Below are 14,161 nucleotides of genomic sequence, written 5' to 3'. Positions count from 1 at the left end.
GTCGATCGCGCGGTGGGTACGGTCCTGGCTGCCCGGCATCAGGTGGGTTCCGCCCTGGCACGGCCCTCGGCTGTAGCCAGAATGTACAAAATGTGTAAGTCGCCTTCGTAGATTCGCCTCACCGTGCACATCAGCTCCATCCTCGGGGAGGGAATCCATGTCAAGGAGAGTCGGGCGCGTGCTGCGCGCCATCGGCGTATCCGTCGCGATCGCCGTGGTCGGCGTCGGCGCCGCCGCGGCGCCGGCCCAGGCGGCATCACGCGACGGTGTCTGCGACAGCGGCGAGTTCTGCTACTACTACAACAGCGACTTCGCCGGGTCGGTCTCCGACCATGGCTCGTCGCTGGCCGACTACGGGGCCACCCAACCGTCGTGCTACGAGTTCAAGAGTGCCGGCAACGGCCAGGGCTTGTGCGTCAAGAACAACGCGGCGTCGGCGTGGAACCGCACGGGCTCCACGATCCGCGTGTACTACAACAGCGACTTCGGCGGCGCGACGCAGGACATCGCGTCGGGCGCGAAGGTCAACCTGAACGCCACGCTGAAGAACAACAACGCCTCGCACCAGCCCGCCCCGACCGGTGGCGGCGGCAGCTACCCCGCGAAGGACGACTACCCCTACCGCGGGCAGACCACCGGTGTCGACCCGTGGAACTTCTACAAGGGTCAGTGCACGAGCTTCGCGGCCTGGGCGGTGCGAAGCCGGCTGGACATCGCCTTCCACAACTACTACGACGGCGTGCATTGGGGCAACGCGAACAACTGGGCCAACGCGGCCCGCAGCGCAGGAATCCCGGTGTACGGCAGCCCGAAGGCCGGTGACGTGGCGGTCCGCCTCGGCGGCACCTTCGGCCACGTCGCGTTCGTGACCAAGGTGAACACCAATGGCACGTTCGAGGTCGACGAGTACAACTACAACGGCGGGTCGGCCTACAGCCATCGCACCGTGTCGGTGGGTACGGCCAACAGCCAGTTCTCCCAGTTCGTCCGCTTCAAGTGATCCTCTCCGGGTGACTCTCGCGGAGTACCCGGGCCCGAACCGTGACGCAGCAGGTCCCCGGCGCGCTCGAGCCGTGGACCTGCTGCGTCACGACGACCGCTACGGCTCGGAAATTCGGGCACGGAAGTTCGGTGCATGCGCAACCCGGAGAGCGGTCATCGATCGCGAGGCGGGCACGTCCCTGACGGACCGGCATCAGGTGGGCATACCGATTGTTCCTGGTCCCGTCCGCGGGTAAGCAGGTGTTCGATGTACAGCAGCACGACGCTGACTGCGACCGGCACGGCCAAGCTCCACCAGGCGCCATAGGTGAACCCGAGGACGACCGCCACCGGCAGCCCGAATCCCAATGCGATGCCGATCGTCCAGCCGAGCACCGTGACGTCCTCGTCGGCGACATGTGCAGGCGGGTTCTGCGGCCGGAGGTCGGGATGGGGCAGGGGAAGGTCGGCGAAGACCCGTAGCAGTTCAGACTCGGTACGCGCCACCTCGCACGCAGCGCAGCGCTCCTCGTACTCGGCTTCGTCCAACCGCTCGGCGGCGAGATGCTCCTCGAGGGCCGTACGTGCGGCCTCCCGCTCCGGCGTACCGACCCTCCGCTCGGTCGCGGATCCGGCGGGGGTCTCAGCTAGGCTGTCGGCGCTGTTCACTGCTGGAGAGTAAGGGCGGTACCGCGACGGCCGCCAGCTACTTGATTCTGGGCAGCCGCTTGGCGCCGGACTGTGCCGACGAGGCCCGCAGTGCGCGGTCCCACGCCGGAGCCCGCAGCGGCTCTCCTGCGCCCTGTACCTGCCCGTCGTGCTGCCCGAGCAGATCGGCGACGACGAGCTGTCCACATCGGCGGAGACCATACGCTGGGGAACCGCGACATTCACCGTTGTCACACTGCGGTGGCAGACTGTCGCGCACAGCCGGTCGTCGATGGCGAGGAGGGCCGATGCCTGCCGACGTGCAGCTGCATCAGGAAGTGCATGTCTGCTACGGGCAGATCTACGTGGAGAGCCGCAACGCCCGGCTTGACGGCGACCTGTCCCACTCGTTCCGCGGGCAGGTCAACGGCCTGTGTGGGGCAGCCATTCCCGGAACACTTTTCCTGATGACCGGCACGCACACCGGCCGCGTCGGCTTCACTGTCGCGCTGCACCGCCGCGAGCCGCCGCCTCCGGACGAGTCGTGGGAGGACGCCGTCGAGGCGTCGTTCAGAACCGACGGCACGGAGCTGGGGCTCGCCGAGTGGGGCGGCGCGGGGTGGTATCCACTCCACCTCCCGGATGGCGACTACCGGGTCCGATACTGCGGGCGCGGGATGGCACAGGGGCAGCAGGGCGGCATGCCCCAAGACGGTGAACCGCCACACGACAGCTACCTGCTGCAGTTCTGGCCGGCGCCGCCTGCCGCCGACCGGGTGCTTCGGGAAACGACAGCTCAAGCCGCGTACTGGCATGAGCACGCGCGGTCGCTTCCGCCGCCGCCCACACCCGACGAACTCGCCGAAAAGGCACGCCTGGAACGACTGGAGCAGGAGCGCCGACAGGCGGATCGGAGAGCCGCCGCCGACCGCCGCCGTTGGGGTGATCGGGTGCCCAACGACCGGCTCCGCCGGGTACAGGGCAATGTGCTCGGCATGGAAAAGCTCGACCTGGAACTGGTGTTCGCCGTGGCCGAGGCCGACACTCGGACGCAGCGGGCGGTGGCCCGATGGGCGGCCGAGAAGGCGTATGCGACGGCCGGTCTGTCCGAGCTGCCATGGGTGGTCCCGGCGCTGGCGGCGCTGCGGGACGGCCGACCGCTCCCACCGCCGTTCGATGATCCGCTCGCGCTGTGGCCGCGCTTGAACGGGATGCCGATCACCACGGTGCGCTCGTACGACGGTCGGCACGAGCACGTGTCACAGCAGCACATGGCCGTCCCGGCACTGCTCGGCGCGATGGAGCCGGACTCGCTGCAGGCTGCGCTGGACGCCCTGTTCGCCGCGGCCGTCACGCACGGCGACGGCTACCGGGCGCTGCTCGCGGATGCACGGAAGGCGTTCCCGCAGCTGCGCACCGGTGCGCGGTGACCTGTCCGCCGGGACGCGACCGGCGGCTCCACCGCGCGGAGGACCACGAGGGCTACCGCTGGATGTTCATGCAGCGCTGGCGTCTCCGGGCTCGGGCAGGGCATCCGGCACGGCAGCTCCGCGGTCTGTCTGCGCCGAGGTGCGGAACAGGGGCGTGCACAGCGCGGTCGCGGCGGTCGCCGTGCACACCACGCCCGCCCCGATCAGGGTCGCCGACGAGCCGTACCCGGCGGCCGCCGCGGTCAGCGCTGCCGCGCCCAGCGGGGTCAGGGCCGAGTGCAGGGTCCAGAACGCCGAGGTGACCCGGCCGAGCAGCGGGGCCGGGGTCACCTCCTGGCGCAGTGACATCGACACGATGCCCGCCACGGCGGTGCAGCCGAGCACGGCGGTGGCCGCGGCGGCCACCAGCGGAACCCGTCCGGCCAGCCCGATGCCGGCCATGGCGACGCCGCACAGGGCCCAGGCCCCGGTCCACGTCGGCGCGAAGCCGTACCGCCGCCGCAGCCGCGCCGCCGCGACCGAACCCAGCAGCGTGCCCACGATGCCGACCGCCAGCACGTAGCCGACGGTGCCGTCGCTCTGGCCGAGGTCGTGTTTCAGCCGGTAGATCACCACATCGGTGAGGCCGAAGGTGAGGCTGCTCAGCACGGTCAGCAGCACCGTCACCGGCCGCAGGACCGGATGCCGCACGATGAACCGTGCCCCGGCGAGCAGCACGTCGATCGGCCGTTCACCGTCGGCCGGGCGCGCGGGCGCACCGGTCGGCCGCAGCCGCAGCAGGACCAGCACCGCCGCGGACACGGCGAAGGTCGCCGCGTCGACCGCGATCGCCACCGTCGGGCCGAACCGGCCGGAGAGCAGACCGGCCAGGGCCGGGCCGACCAGGTATGCCGTGGACGAGGCCGCGAACAGGCGGCTGTTGGCGCGGGTGATCTCCTCGGCGGGCACCAGGCCCGGCACGACGGTCACGTGCGCCACCCGGAACACCATGCCGAAGGCGCTCGCCAGCGGCAGCACCAGGTACAGCAGCCACGCCTGCGGACCGGCCAGCCAGGCCAGCGGGATGCTCGCGTACAGCAGCAGTCTGGCCAGGTCGCAGCCGACCAGCAGCCGCCTGCGGTCGAACCGGTCGACGACGACCCCGGCGAACACGCCGGTCACCAGTGCTGCCGCGCCGCCGAGCGCGGTGACCGCGCCCATCTGCGCGACGGAACCGGTGCTGTGCAGGACGAGCAGCGGGATCGCGACGTACGAGAACGAGTCCCCGAGCGCGGACAGTGTCTGCGCCACCAGAAGCGGCCACAGGCCACGCCTGCGCTCGGGCCGCGAAGGTGGACTCGTCTCTGTCGCTGTCAGCGCTGCCTCCCCCGCCGTTGCCTGCCGCGAACCTATCGGGAGGCCGCGCCGCAGCGGTAGCGGGCATGCGTGCCCTGCTTTTCAGACCAGGGCCTGCCACCAGGGGTCGAGGGCGGGCGGGGCGGTGGCGTCGACGCGTTCGCCGGGGCGGGGGACGGCGAGGTTGACGTCGCGGGCCTTGGCTTCGGCCCAGAGGCGGTCGACGGGCTCGGCCCACGGGTGCAGGGCCAGGTTGAAGGTGGCCCAGTGGACGGGGATGAGCAGGTCGCCGCGCAGGTCGAGGTGGGCGGCGACGGCCTCCTCGGGGAACATGTGGATCTCGGGCCAGCCCTTGTCGTACGCGCCGATCTGCATCAGCGTGGCGTCGAACGGGCCGTGCCGCTCGCCGATCGCGGCGTAGCCGTCGAAGTAGCCGGAGTCGCCGGTGTAGAAGACCCGGCGCTGCTCGCCGGCGATGACCCAGGAGCTCCACAGGGTGCCGTTGCGGCGCAGCGTGCGGCCGGAGAAGTGGCGGGCCTCGGTGGCGGTCAGGGTCAGCCCGGCGACGTCGGCGCTCTCCTCCCAGTCCAGCTCGATGATCCGGTGGTCGGGCACGCCCCAGCGCTCCAGGTGCGCGCCGACGCCCAGCGGCACCAGGAACGGGGCCTGCTGGCTGCGGGTCAGCGCCTGCACGGTGGGCATGTCGAGGTGGTCGTAGTGGTCGTGCGAGATGACGATCGCGTCGAGGCGCGGCAGGTCTGCCAGCGCCACGGGCATCGGGTGCAGCCGCTTCGGGCCGATGCCGGGGGTCGGCGAGCACCGGTCGCTCCACACAGGATCGAGCAGCACCCGTGCGCCCTCGATCTCGACCAGCACGGTGGCGTGGCCGTACCAGGTCAGGTGCAGCCCGTCGGCGGACGTCGCGGGCTCGCCGGTGACCAGCGGCACCGGGGCGCTCGGCCGGCGGCGCTCGCCGCCGGTGAGGAACTCACGCACGCTGGGGCGGCTCTCGCCACCGACCATGGTGCGGGTGGGCGTGCTGTTCCGGAAGGAGCCGTCGCGGAAGTGCGGCGACTGGCGTACCCGCTCGGCGCGGGCTCCGCTGGGTGTCGCGCCCAGTGCGGCGAGGATGGCGGGCATCTCGGTGTCCTTAGTGGTCGGTTGGTCGGTCAGACGGGGAAGGTGACGCCGGTGAGCTGGAGCGACTCCTGCCAGAGGCGGCGCTGGGCGAGCTTGTCGTGCGAGCGGGCGGTGGAACCGACGCGCTTCGGGAAGCCTTTGACTTCCCCGAGACCGTCCGGTCCGTAGTATTCCCCGCCGCGGGCGAACGGATCGGTCGCCGCGCGCAGGGTCGGCAGCGCGCCCCGCTCGGCGCTCTGCGTGACCAGCGGCTCGAACAGCGGGTACAGGAACCGGATCAGCGGCGGGGAGTTGCGCACGAGCTCGGTGCCCGCGCCGCCGGGGTGGGCGGCCAGCGCGGCGGTGTGCGCGGCGGCGGTCTCCAGGCGGCGCTGCAGTTCGTACGTGAACATCAGGTTGGCCAGCTTCGAGGCCGCGTAGGCGCGATGGCGGCCGTAGGAGCGCTCGGACTGCAGGTCGTCGAAGTCGAGCTGCCCGGTGCGGTGGCCCATGCTGCTGACGGTGACCACGCGGGAGCCGACGACCGGCAGCAGCCGGTCGAGTACCAGGCCGGTGAACGCGAAGTGGCCCAGGTGGTTGGTCCCGAACTGCAGCTCGAAGCCGTCGGCGGTGGTGCCGCGCGGCGGCCACATCACGCCGGCGTTGTTGACGAGCAGGTCGATCTCGGGGTGGCGGCCGCGCAGCTCGGCGGCGGCCTCGCGGATCGAGGCGAGCGAGGACAGGTCCAGGCGCAGGAACTCGACGCGGGCTCCGGGGGTCGACGCGGTGAGCCGGGCGAGCGCGTCCCCGGCCCGGTCAGGGTTGCGGCAGGCCAGCACCACGGTCGCGCCGCGTGCGGTGAGCACCTTGGCGGCCTCGAAGCCGATGCCGGTGTTGGCGCCGGTGATCACGGCGACGCGGCCGGTCTGGTCGGGCACGTCCGCAGCGGTCCAGCGGCCCGCCCTGGTGGCTGTGGCGTTCATGGCGTCTCCTCGGAGTGCATATAATCGGAACGTGCGCCCCACTTACTATACGGAACGTGCGCCCCGGTTAGCCAGTGACCCACGTCTCCCCCGTCGGGAAGCACGATGACCGGCGAGACCGTGCGGCCGCTGCGTGCCGATGCCCGCCGCAACCGTGCCAAGGTGCTGCAGACCGCGTACGAGGTGTTCGCGGCCGAGGGCCTGGGCGTGCCCATCGACGAGATCGCGCGGCGGGCCGGGGTCGGCGCGGGCACCGTCTACCGGCACTTCCCCACCAAGGAGGCGCTGTACCTGGCGATCGTGGTGGACCGGGTGGACCACCTGGTGAACACGGCCCGTGAACTGGCCGCGGCCGCCGACCCGGGCGAGGCGTTCTTCAGTTTCTTCGATCTGATGACCACCGCGGGCGCGACCGACAAGGGCCTGGTCGACGCGCTGGCCGGGGAAGGCTTCGACATCGAGGCCGCGATGCCCGAGCACGAGCAGGCGTTCAAGGACGCGATGCGCGACCTGCTGGTCCGCGCGCAGGCCGCGGGCGCGGTCCGCGCCGACGTCACGGTCGCCGACGTCAAGACCCTGATGGTCGGCTGCCAGGCCATGCAACGGTACGGCGGGGACGCCGCACCCGCCCGCGTGCTCGAGGTCGTACGCGAAGGGCTGCGGCCCGCCCGCTGAGTGCCGCCCCGCGGCCGCCGCCAGGCGCGGCGGATCCGGGTGCGTCACGGTGCCGGACCTGTGACCTGCGCCGGGCAGGATAGGTTCGGCTGATGAACGACTACGAGCATGTCGACGTCGGTGGGGTTCGGCTGGCATACCGGGTGTGGGGCGAGCCGGACGCGCCGCCGATGGTGCTGCTGCACGGGATCGGCGGCGGCGGGCCGGGCGACTGGGATACGGTCGCTGCGCAGCTGGCCGACCGGTGGCGGGTGTACGCCGTCGACCAGCGCGGCCACGGCCACGGCGACCGGACGTCCGGCTACGCGATCGACCTGCTCGTGGCCGACGTCGCCGGCCTGCTGGACGCGCTCGGCCTCAAGCGTGTCGTCCTGATCGGGCACTCCCTGGGCGGCGTGGTGGCGTACCTGTTCGCGGCCCGGCACCCGGAAAGGGTCGACGCGCTGGTCGTGGAGGACGCGGGCCTGATGTACCCGCGCACCCCGGTGCCGCCGCAGCGGCCCGAGGGCGAGCTGTCGTTCGACTGGGACGCGGTGCTGGCGCTGCGGTCGCAGATCGACGAGCCCGACCCGCGCTGGCGCGACGAGGCGCGCGGCATCACCGTGCCGACGCTGCTGATCTCCGGGGGCCCGGCCAGCTACGTCCGCCAGGAGACCATCGCCGAGCTGGCGCAGGCGCTGCCGCACGGCGAGCTGAGCGTCATCGACGCCGGGCACATGGTGCACCAGGAGCGGCCGGCCGAGTTCGTCGCCGCCGTGCGCGGGTTCCTCACTTCCCGTACGTGACGTAGTCCTGGTCGTCGTCGGGCGGGTTGCCCAGGCGGCAGATCCGGCCGTACTTGGCCAGGACCAGGCGGCCGTCGCGGGCGTCGGACTCGTCGTCGAATACGTGCAGCACGTTGTCGTCGTCCTTGACCCGCCAGCCCTGTCCGCCGCCCATGTCGTTGACCTGCAGGTTGCCCCGGTCGTACGACGAGCACGCGTCGTCCTCGCCGGGGATGGTGGTGCTCCTGCCGGAGGAGTCGCGCCAGTAGTCGAAGACGTAGGCGTTGGCGTCCTCGCGGCCGTTGCCGCGCCCGATGAAGCAGTGCCGCTTGTAGCGCTTCGCCAGTGCCAGGCCCTGGTCGCCGACGTTCTCGTCGGGGCCGCCGTGCAGCCGCGCGACGATCTTCGAGCCGTCCATGACCTGGTGGATGCCGGCCGCGTACTGCACGGTCAGGTTGTTCGGGTTGTAGGAGACGCAGTCGGCCGGCGACGGCCAGGACGGCGCGGCCGGCGACGGACGGGCCGAGGAGCGCACCGGCGACGGGGCGGCGGACGGCGACTCGGCCGGGGCGGCGGTCGGGCTGACCACGGTGGAGAACGTGGGCGCGGTGACCGGATCGCCCTTGTCGGAGCCGCAGGCGGTGCCGGCGGCCAGCACGCAGGCGGCGGCGAGCAGAAGGCGAGGGGTACGGCGCATGCCGGGAGCGTAGGCGCGCCGGCCCGTCACCTCAGTCGCCTAACCGTCTCCCCCACCGAATCGCGCCGATCCGACACCACCGGCGCGGCGGACGGGGCGACCGGCGTGCCACCGCCGCCGCCGCGCGGCGGGTCAGTTCATCTGGGCGATCTGGATCAGGTTGCCGCAGGTGTCGTCGAGGACGGCGGTGGTGACCGGGCCCATCGACGTCGGGGGCTGGGTGAACACGACGCCCAGCTTGGTCAGCCGCTCGTACTCGGCGTGCACGTCGGTCACGGCGAACGAGGTGAACGGGATGCCGTCGTCGACCAGGGCCTCCTTGAACGGCTTGGCCGCCGGGTGCTGGTCGGGCTCCAGGACCAGCTCGACGCCGTCCGGCTCGTCCGGCGAGACGACGGTGAGCCAGCTGAACTCGCCCATCGGGATGTCGTTCTTCTTCACGAAGCCGAGCACGTCGGTGTAGAAGGCCAGCGCCTTGGCCTGGTCGTCGACGAGGATGCTGGCAAGGTGGATTCTCATGGTTTCTCCTGCGGTTTGGTCCGGATCCAGCGCTCGGCGATCTGCGCGAGCGGGCGGGTGTCGAGGGTGTGGAACTTGTAGCGCCCCTCGCGGCGCGTATGCACCAGGCCGGCGGCCTCGAGCAGCTCCAGGTGCTGGGAGACCGCCTGGCGCGAGGAGGTGAACTGATGTTTGCTGCCCAACCGGGCGCATATCTCGAACAGGGTCTGGTCGTCGCGCTCGGCCAGCTCGTCGAGGATGTGCCGCCGGGTCGGGTCGGCCAGTGCCTTGAAGACGTCACCCACGTCAACCACTATAGGCAAGTCATTACTTGCCTATCAAGTCGCCCCGCCGGTGAGCACGTCAGCGCCTCCCGCGACCCGGCGGCCCGGTCGGATAGGTTGCCGGGATGGTGACCTTCGAACCGGGTGAGCTGGTCTGCGTCCGCCACTTCCAGAACCGGCAGATCGGCGGGCTGTACCCGATGCGGGCGGTCCGCCACGACGAGCGCGGCCTGCTGCTGTGGTGCAGCCGTGGCACGTACGGCTGGCACCTGAACCGCCTCGACGATCTCCCGATGTCGCAGGTCCCGCTCGCGGAGTGGGTCACCGGCCCGAAACGGCCGATGGCCTTCGTCGCCCGGCACAGCGTGCTGTCCTGGCACGCGACGGACGCCGACTACTCGATCCGCTGGTTCTTCGACGCCGACGGGCACTTCCGCAACTGGTACGCCAACCTGGAGCGCCCCGGCGTCGCGTGGCGCGACGCGCACCTGGCCGGACTCGACACCGCCGACTGGGACCTCGACATCTGGGTGGAGGCCGACCGCACGTGGCGCTGGAAGGACGAGGACGTGTTCGCCGAGCGACTGGCCCAGCCCGAGCACTACTGGGTCGAGGACGAGGCCCGGGTGCGCCGGGCCGGGCGTGAGGTGATCGAGCTGGTCGAAGCGGGCGCGTTCCCGTTCGACGGGACCTGGCGCGACTTCCGGCCCGACCCGGCCTGGGGTGCCGAGACCGCCGACGAGCCGCCACCCGGCTGGGACCGCCCGCGGAGCTGGTGACCACGGGCGGCGCGGCGGATCAGCGGGCGAAGATCTCGTCGAGGAAGGCCAGGCGGACGGCGTCCTGGACGGCTTCGCCGCCCTCGTGGCCGTTGAACGGGTACACCTCGATGCGCTTGGGCGCGGCGTAGCGGTGGTAGGCGGCGTAGACCGTCGACGGCGGGCAGCTCGCGTCCATGTGCGCGACGCTGAACAGCGCGGGAGCCGTCGCCCGTTCGGCGAACAGCACGCCGTCGCTGTAGGACAGGGTGCGGAACACCTGGTCCTCGTGGTCGCGGTGCACCGCGAGGTATGCGGTGACCTCGCGGTACGGCCCGGCAATGGCCAGTTCTGCCCCGCGCCGGTGGTCGCACAGGAACGGCACATCCGGCGCGACGGCTGCCAGGTCGGGCACCAGCGCCCCGACGGCCAGGGCCAGCCCGCCGCCCTGGCTCTCCCCCGTGGTCGCGACCCGTGACGCGTCGACCAGCGGGAACGCGCGGGCGGCGGCGACCGCGCGGACCGCGTCGGTGATGACCCGGCGGTAGTAGTGGGTGTCGGGGTCGAGCACCCCGCGGGTCATGAACCCGGGGTGCTGCGGCCCGGTCCCCACCGGGTCGGGGGTGTCGCCGTGGCTCCAGCCGCTGCCCTGGCCGCGTACGTCCATGAGCAGGTGGGCGTAGCCGGCGGCGGCGTAGAGCAGGCACTCGTGCGCCAGCCCGCGACCGCCGCCGTAGCCCGGGAACTCGACCACACAGGGCAGCGGATGCGTGGTCCCGGCGGGCAGGGCCAGCCAGGCCTTGACCGGATGCCCGCCGAACCCGGCGAAGGTGACGTCGTGGACCTCGATCGTGCGCCGCCAAGCGGGCGTGAAGCTCGCGTTCAACGCGAACGCGTCAGCCTCGGCCAGCGTGCGCGCCCAGTGCTCGTCGAAGTCGTCCGGCGCCCGCAGCGCGCTGCGGTACTCCCCCGGGTTCGGCTCGGTGATCGGCATGGTTATCCCTTGAGACCCGTGTGGGCCAGGCCCTCGATGAACTGGCGTTGCGCGATCACGAACACCACCAGCACCGGCAGCGCGGTCAGCGACGCCGCGGACAGCTGGATGTCCCACATCGGGCCGCCGTACGCGTCGACGAACTGGGTCAGCGCCTGCGGCAGGGTGAACATCTCCGAGCTGGACAGGAACACGATCGGTTCCAGGTACAGGTTCCAGCTGTGCAGGAAGGTGAAGATGGCGACCGCGCCCAGGGCCGGGCGAGCCAGTGGCAGCGCGATCAGCCGGAAGATCGCGAAACGGCCGAGGCCGTCGACCTTCGCGGCCTCCTCCAGCTCGCCGGGCAGGGCGAGGAAGAACTGCCGCATGATGAACGTCGCCAGCACGCTGGGCGCGCCGAGGATCGGCACCAGGATCAGCGGCCAGTGCGTGTCGACCATGCCCCAGGCGTCGAACATCTTGAACAGCGGCACGATGGTGACCTCGCTCGGGATGAGCAGGCCGACCAGGATCACCACGAACCAGGCGTTCGCGCCCTTGAACCTGATCCGGGCGAACGCGTATCCGGCCAGCGACGACACCGCGAGCGTGCCGACGGTGACCAGCGCGGCGATGTACATGCTGTTGAAGTACTGCCGGGCGAAGGGTTGCAGTTCGAAGGCCTTGGCGTACGCGTCGAAGCTGACGTCGGAGGGCCACAGCGTCGGCGGGAAGGCGAAGATGTCGCCGACCGGCTTGAGCGACGAGGTCACCATCCACCAGGTCGGGAACAGGAACGGCAGCGCCAGCAGGCACAGCACGCCGTACACGGCGGTCTTGGCCTTACGACTCATGGAACACCCACTTCCGGCGCATACGCCACTGCACGAGGGTCAGCAGCAGCACGATCGCGAACAGCAGCACGGACAGGGTGGCCCCGTATCCGAAGTGGTGGAACTGGAACGCCTGCTGGTAGAGGTAGTAGACGAGCACCGTCGTGGAGGTCCCCGGGCCGCCCTGGGTGAGCACCGCGATCTGCGCGAACACCTGCAGCGAGCCGACCACCGTGATGATCGACGTGAGCAGGATGGTCGGGCTGATCATCGGCACGGTGATGCTGAGGAACTGCCTGCGGCGGCTGGCGCCGTCGACGGTGGCCGCCTCGTACAGGTTGGCGGGCACACCCTGCAGCGCGGCCAGGAACAGCACCATGTTCAGGCCGACGTTCTTGACCACCTGCACCACGATCACCGCGATCATGGCGGTGCCCTCGCCGCGCAGCCAGTTCGGCCCGTCCACGCCGACGGTCTCCAGCAGGCCGTTGATGCCGCCGTTGTCCTGCAGCAGGAAGCTCCACACGATGGTCCAGGCGACCAGGCTGACCACGACCGGTGAGAAGAACACCGTCCGGAAGAACACCGTGCCTCGCAGCCGCTGGTTGAGCAGCACCGCCAGCAGCAGCGCCAGGCTCAGGTTCAACACGACCAGCCCGGCGGAGAAGAAGCCGGTGGCCACGAGCGCGTCGGCGAGCTTCGGGTCGTCGGCCAGGGCCTGGTAGTTCTCACCGCCGACGAAGGTGAACGTGTCGGCGAGCACGTTCCACTCGTGCAGGCTGTACCAGAACACCAGGCCCAGCGGCACGAACACGAACAGCACCGAGCCGATGAGCTGGGGGGCGATGAACAGGTAGCCGGCGAGGGTGTCGCGCCGGCTACCCGTCCAGAAGCGAGTGCTCACTTGGCCAGTAGGGGGTTGATGGCCGAGCAGACGCCGCCGAGGACCGCCTTGACGTCGGCGCCGGGCTTCCACAGCGGGTCGAGCGCGGCCCGCACCGCCTGGGCGATCTCGGCCTGGCCGGTGTGGCTGGGCTTGACGACGCCGCTGGAGATGCCGTCGATGACGACCTGCTGCAGCTGCTCGGGCTTGAGCAGTGGGTTCGTCTTGGCCAGCGTCGCGGCCGTCAGCTGCGAGGTGCGCGGCGGCGGGAAGTACGCGGCGAGCTTCGCGGAGTTGTCGGGGTTGGTGAAAAAGGCCAGGAAGTCGGCGGCGACGTCGGCGTTCTTGCCCTTCTTCAGCGCGCCCAGACCGGCCTGGCCGATGACGGCGTACTCGCCCTTCGGGCCGGTCGGCAGCGGAACCAGGTCCCAGCCGAACTTGGCCTCCTTGAGCAGCGACGCCCGGGAGATCTGGGTGATCGTCATGGCGGCCTCACCGGCGAAGAAGTCGGCGGTGGTGCCGGGACCGGGCAGCGCCTTGTCCGTGAAGATCGCCTTGTGCAGGAACGTCATCGCGTCGACCATGGGCTGCTGGTCGAAGCCGCAGGTCTTGCCGTCCGGGCTCCACGCCTGCGCGCCCCAGCCCGCCCACACGGTCGACAGGTTGTCCCAGCCCTTGTAGTCGAAGTCGCGCACCACCAGGCCGGCCTTGCCGCTCTTGGCCGACGACGCCGCGGCAGCGGCCACCGCCTTCTCCCAGGTCCACTGGTTGGCGGCGATCAGCTCCGCGGGGGTCTGCTGCCCGGCGGCCTTGAGCATGTCGGTGTTGACGAACACCCCGAACGGCGAGGTCGAGAACGGGTACGCGAACAGCTTGCCGTCGGCCTTCCACAGCGACGTCGCCGACGGGCTCAGGTCGGCGGCGTTGTAGCCCTCGGCCTTGCCCAGCGTGTCGTCCAGCGGCACCAGCGCGCCCGAGTTCACGAAGTCCGGGGCCGAGTTCTCCAGCAGCCAGGCCAGGTCCGGGCCGTTGCCGCCCGCGATCTGCGTGGTCAGCGTGGTGGTGTAGCTCTCGAACGGTATCGGGTCGAACTTGACCTCGGTGACCCGCGGGTTCTTCGCCTTGTAGGCGTCGGCGATCTCGTTGAACAGCTTCAGGTGCGCCTCGTTCGAGGACCACACCGTCATCCGCAGCGACACCGGGCCGGTGCTCGGCTCCTCCTCGCCGCCGCCGCAGGCGGCCAGTCCGAGGGCGAGCGCGCCGGCGGTCGCGGCGGCGAGGATAACGCGTATCTTCATCG

The 14,161-nt window shown here is 71.0% G+C and carries 16 protein-coding genes; 5 read left to right on the top strand and 11 right to left on the bottom strand.

Annotated elements, in window-relative coordinates; genetic code table 11:
• Positions 1 to 157 precede the first annotated feature (157 nt).
• Positions 158 to 1,000, top strand: a complete 843-nt coding sequence (locus F9C41_RS06930; protein ID WP_155385814.1) for a CHAP domain-containing protein — start codon at positions 158 to 160, stop codon at positions 998 to 1,000.
• A 155-nt stretch (positions 1,001 to 1,155) separates the two neighbouring features.
• On the opposite strand, the gene F9C41_RS06925 is transcribed toward F9C41_RS06930, so the two are convergent.
• Entirely contained in the window at positions 1,156 to 1,650 is a 495-nt protein-coding gene (locus F9C41_RS06925; RefSeq protein WP_196279653.1) for a DUF1707 SHOCT-like domain-containing protein, read from the bottom strand.
• 287 nt (positions 1,651 to 1,937) lie between these two features.
• On the opposite strand from F9C41_RS06925, the gene F9C41_RS06920 reads away from it, so the two are divergent.
• The gene (locus F9C41_RS06920) at positions 1,938 to 3,059 is read left to right on the top strand and encodes a hypothetical protein (protein ID WP_155385812.1); all 1,122 of its coding nucleotides are present in this window, start codon (positions 1,938 to 1,940) and stop codon (positions 3,057 to 3,059) included.
• 66 nt (positions 3,060 to 3,125) lie between these two features.
• Here the strand turns inward: F9C41_RS06920 and F9C41_RS06915 are convergent, their stop codons facing one another.
• From F9C41_RS06915 to F9C41_RS06905, 3 genes are all read right to left on the bottom strand, one after another.
• A complete protein-coding gene (locus F9C41_RS06915) occupies positions 3,126 to 4,349 on the bottom strand; it encodes an MFS transporter (protein WP_196279652.1) in 1,224 nt (407 codons plus the stop codon).
• 147 nt (positions 4,350 to 4,496) lie between these two features.
• Complete coding sequence (locus F9C41_RS06910) at positions 4,497 to 5,534, bottom strand: MBL fold metallo-hydrolase (protein ID WP_120320550.1); 1,038 nt, start codon at positions 5,532 to 5,534, stop codon at positions 4,497 to 4,499.
• A 29-nt stretch (positions 5,535 to 5,563) separates the two neighbouring features.
• Positions 5,564 to 6,496: an SDR family NAD(P)-dependent oxidoreductase gene (locus F9C41_RS06905; protein WP_155385810.1), complete on the bottom strand. Its 933-nt coding sequence runs from the start codon at positions 6,494 to 6,496 to the stop codon at positions 5,564 to 5,566.
• A gap of 105 nt (positions 6,497 to 6,601) precedes the next feature.
• On the opposite strand from F9C41_RS06905, the gene F9C41_RS06900 reads away from it, so the two are divergent.
• Positions 6,602 to 7,171: a TetR/AcrR family transcriptional regulator gene (locus F9C41_RS06900; RefSeq protein WP_155385809.1), complete on the top strand. Its 570-nt coding sequence runs from the start codon at positions 6,602 to 6,604 to the stop codon at positions 7,169 to 7,171.
• A gap of 92 nt (positions 7,172 to 7,263) precedes the next feature.
• On the top strand, positions 7,264 to 7,956 hold the full coding sequence (locus tag F9C41_RS06895) for an alpha/beta fold hydrolase (protein ID WP_155385808.1): 693 nt from the start codon (positions 7,264 to 7,266) through the stop codon (positions 7,954 to 7,956).
• On the opposite strand, the gene F9C41_RS06890 is transcribed toward F9C41_RS06895, so the two are convergent.
• The 3 genes from F9C41_RS06890 to F9C41_RS06880 all read right to left on the bottom strand — a co-directional run bounded on the left by F9C41_RS06890 (position 7,940) and on the right by F9C41_RS06880 (position 9,444).
• The gene (locus tag F9C41_RS06890; RefSeq protein WP_155385807.1) at positions 7,940 to 8,632 is read right to left on the bottom strand and encodes a hypothetical protein; all 693 of its coding nucleotides are present in this window, start codon (positions 8,630 to 8,632) and stop codon (positions 7,940 to 7,942) included. The genes F9C41_RS06895 and F9C41_RS06890 overlap by 17 nt on opposite strands.
• 132 nt (positions 8,633 to 8,764) lie before the next feature.
• Positions 8,765 to 9,151, bottom strand: a complete 387-nt coding sequence (locus tag F9C41_RS06885) for a VOC family protein (RefSeq protein WP_155385806.1) — start codon at positions 9,149 to 9,151, stop codon at positions 8,765 to 8,767.
• A complete protein-coding gene (locus F9C41_RS06880) occupies positions 9,148 to 9,444 on the bottom strand; it encodes an ArsR/SmtB family transcription factor (protein WP_230689378.1) in 297 nt (98 codons plus the stop codon). The genes F9C41_RS06885 and F9C41_RS06880 overlap by 4 nt, the downstream gene beginning before the upstream one ends.
• A 95-nt stretch (positions 9,445 to 9,539) precedes the next feature.
• On the opposite strand from F9C41_RS06880, the gene F9C41_RS06875 reads away from it, so the two are divergent.
• A complete protein-coding gene (locus tag F9C41_RS06875; protein ID WP_407924671.1) occupies positions 9,540 to 10,193 on the top strand; it encodes a ribonuclease FAU-1 family protein in 654 nt (217 codons plus the stop codon).
• Between the two features lie 19 nt (positions 10,194 to 10,212).
• Here F9C41_RS06875 and F9C41_RS06870 read toward each other — a convergent pair whose 3' ends face one another.
• Genes F9C41_RS06870 through F9C41_RS06855 form a run of 4 tightly spaced genes read right to left on the bottom strand, consistent with a single transcriptional unit; the run spans position 10,213 to position 14,159 of the window.
• Positions 10,213 to 11,166, bottom strand: coding sequence for an acetylxylan esterase (locus tag F9C41_RS06870; RefSeq protein WP_155385805.1), 954 nt, complete (start codon positions 11,164 to 11,166; stop codon positions 10,213 to 10,215).
• Positions 11,167 to 11,168: 2 nt separating this feature from the next.
• Positions 11,169 to 11,999 carry a carbohydrate ABC transporter permease gene (locus F9C41_RS06865; protein ID WP_155385804.1) on the bottom strand — a complete coding sequence of 277 codons (831 nt, stop codon included), beginning with the start codon at positions 11,997 to 11,999 and terminating at the stop codon, positions 11,169 to 11,171.
• Positions 11,989 to 12,882 carry a carbohydrate ABC transporter permease gene (locus F9C41_RS06860; protein WP_196279651.1) on the bottom strand — a complete coding sequence of 298 codons (894 nt, stop codon included), beginning with the start codon at positions 12,880 to 12,882 and terminating at the stop codon, positions 11,989 to 11,991. The genes F9C41_RS06865 and F9C41_RS06860 overlap by 11 nt, the downstream gene beginning before the upstream one ends.
• Complete coding sequence (locus tag F9C41_RS06855; protein WP_155385803.1) at positions 12,879 to 14,159, bottom strand: ABC transporter substrate-binding protein; 1,281 nt, start codon at positions 14,157 to 14,159, stop codon at positions 12,879 to 12,881. Before F9C41_RS06855 ends, F9C41_RS06860 begins: the two co-directional genes overlap by 4 nt.
• Positions 14,160 to 14,161 lie beyond the last annotated feature (2 nt).

Source organism: Catellatospora paridis, from assembly GCF_009720365.1.
Classification (GTDB): domain Bacteria; phylum Actinomycetota; class Actinomycetes; order Mycobacteriales; family Micromonosporaceae; genus Catellatospora; species Catellatospora paridis.
This window is presented reverse-complemented; position numbering and strand designations above follow the sequence as displayed.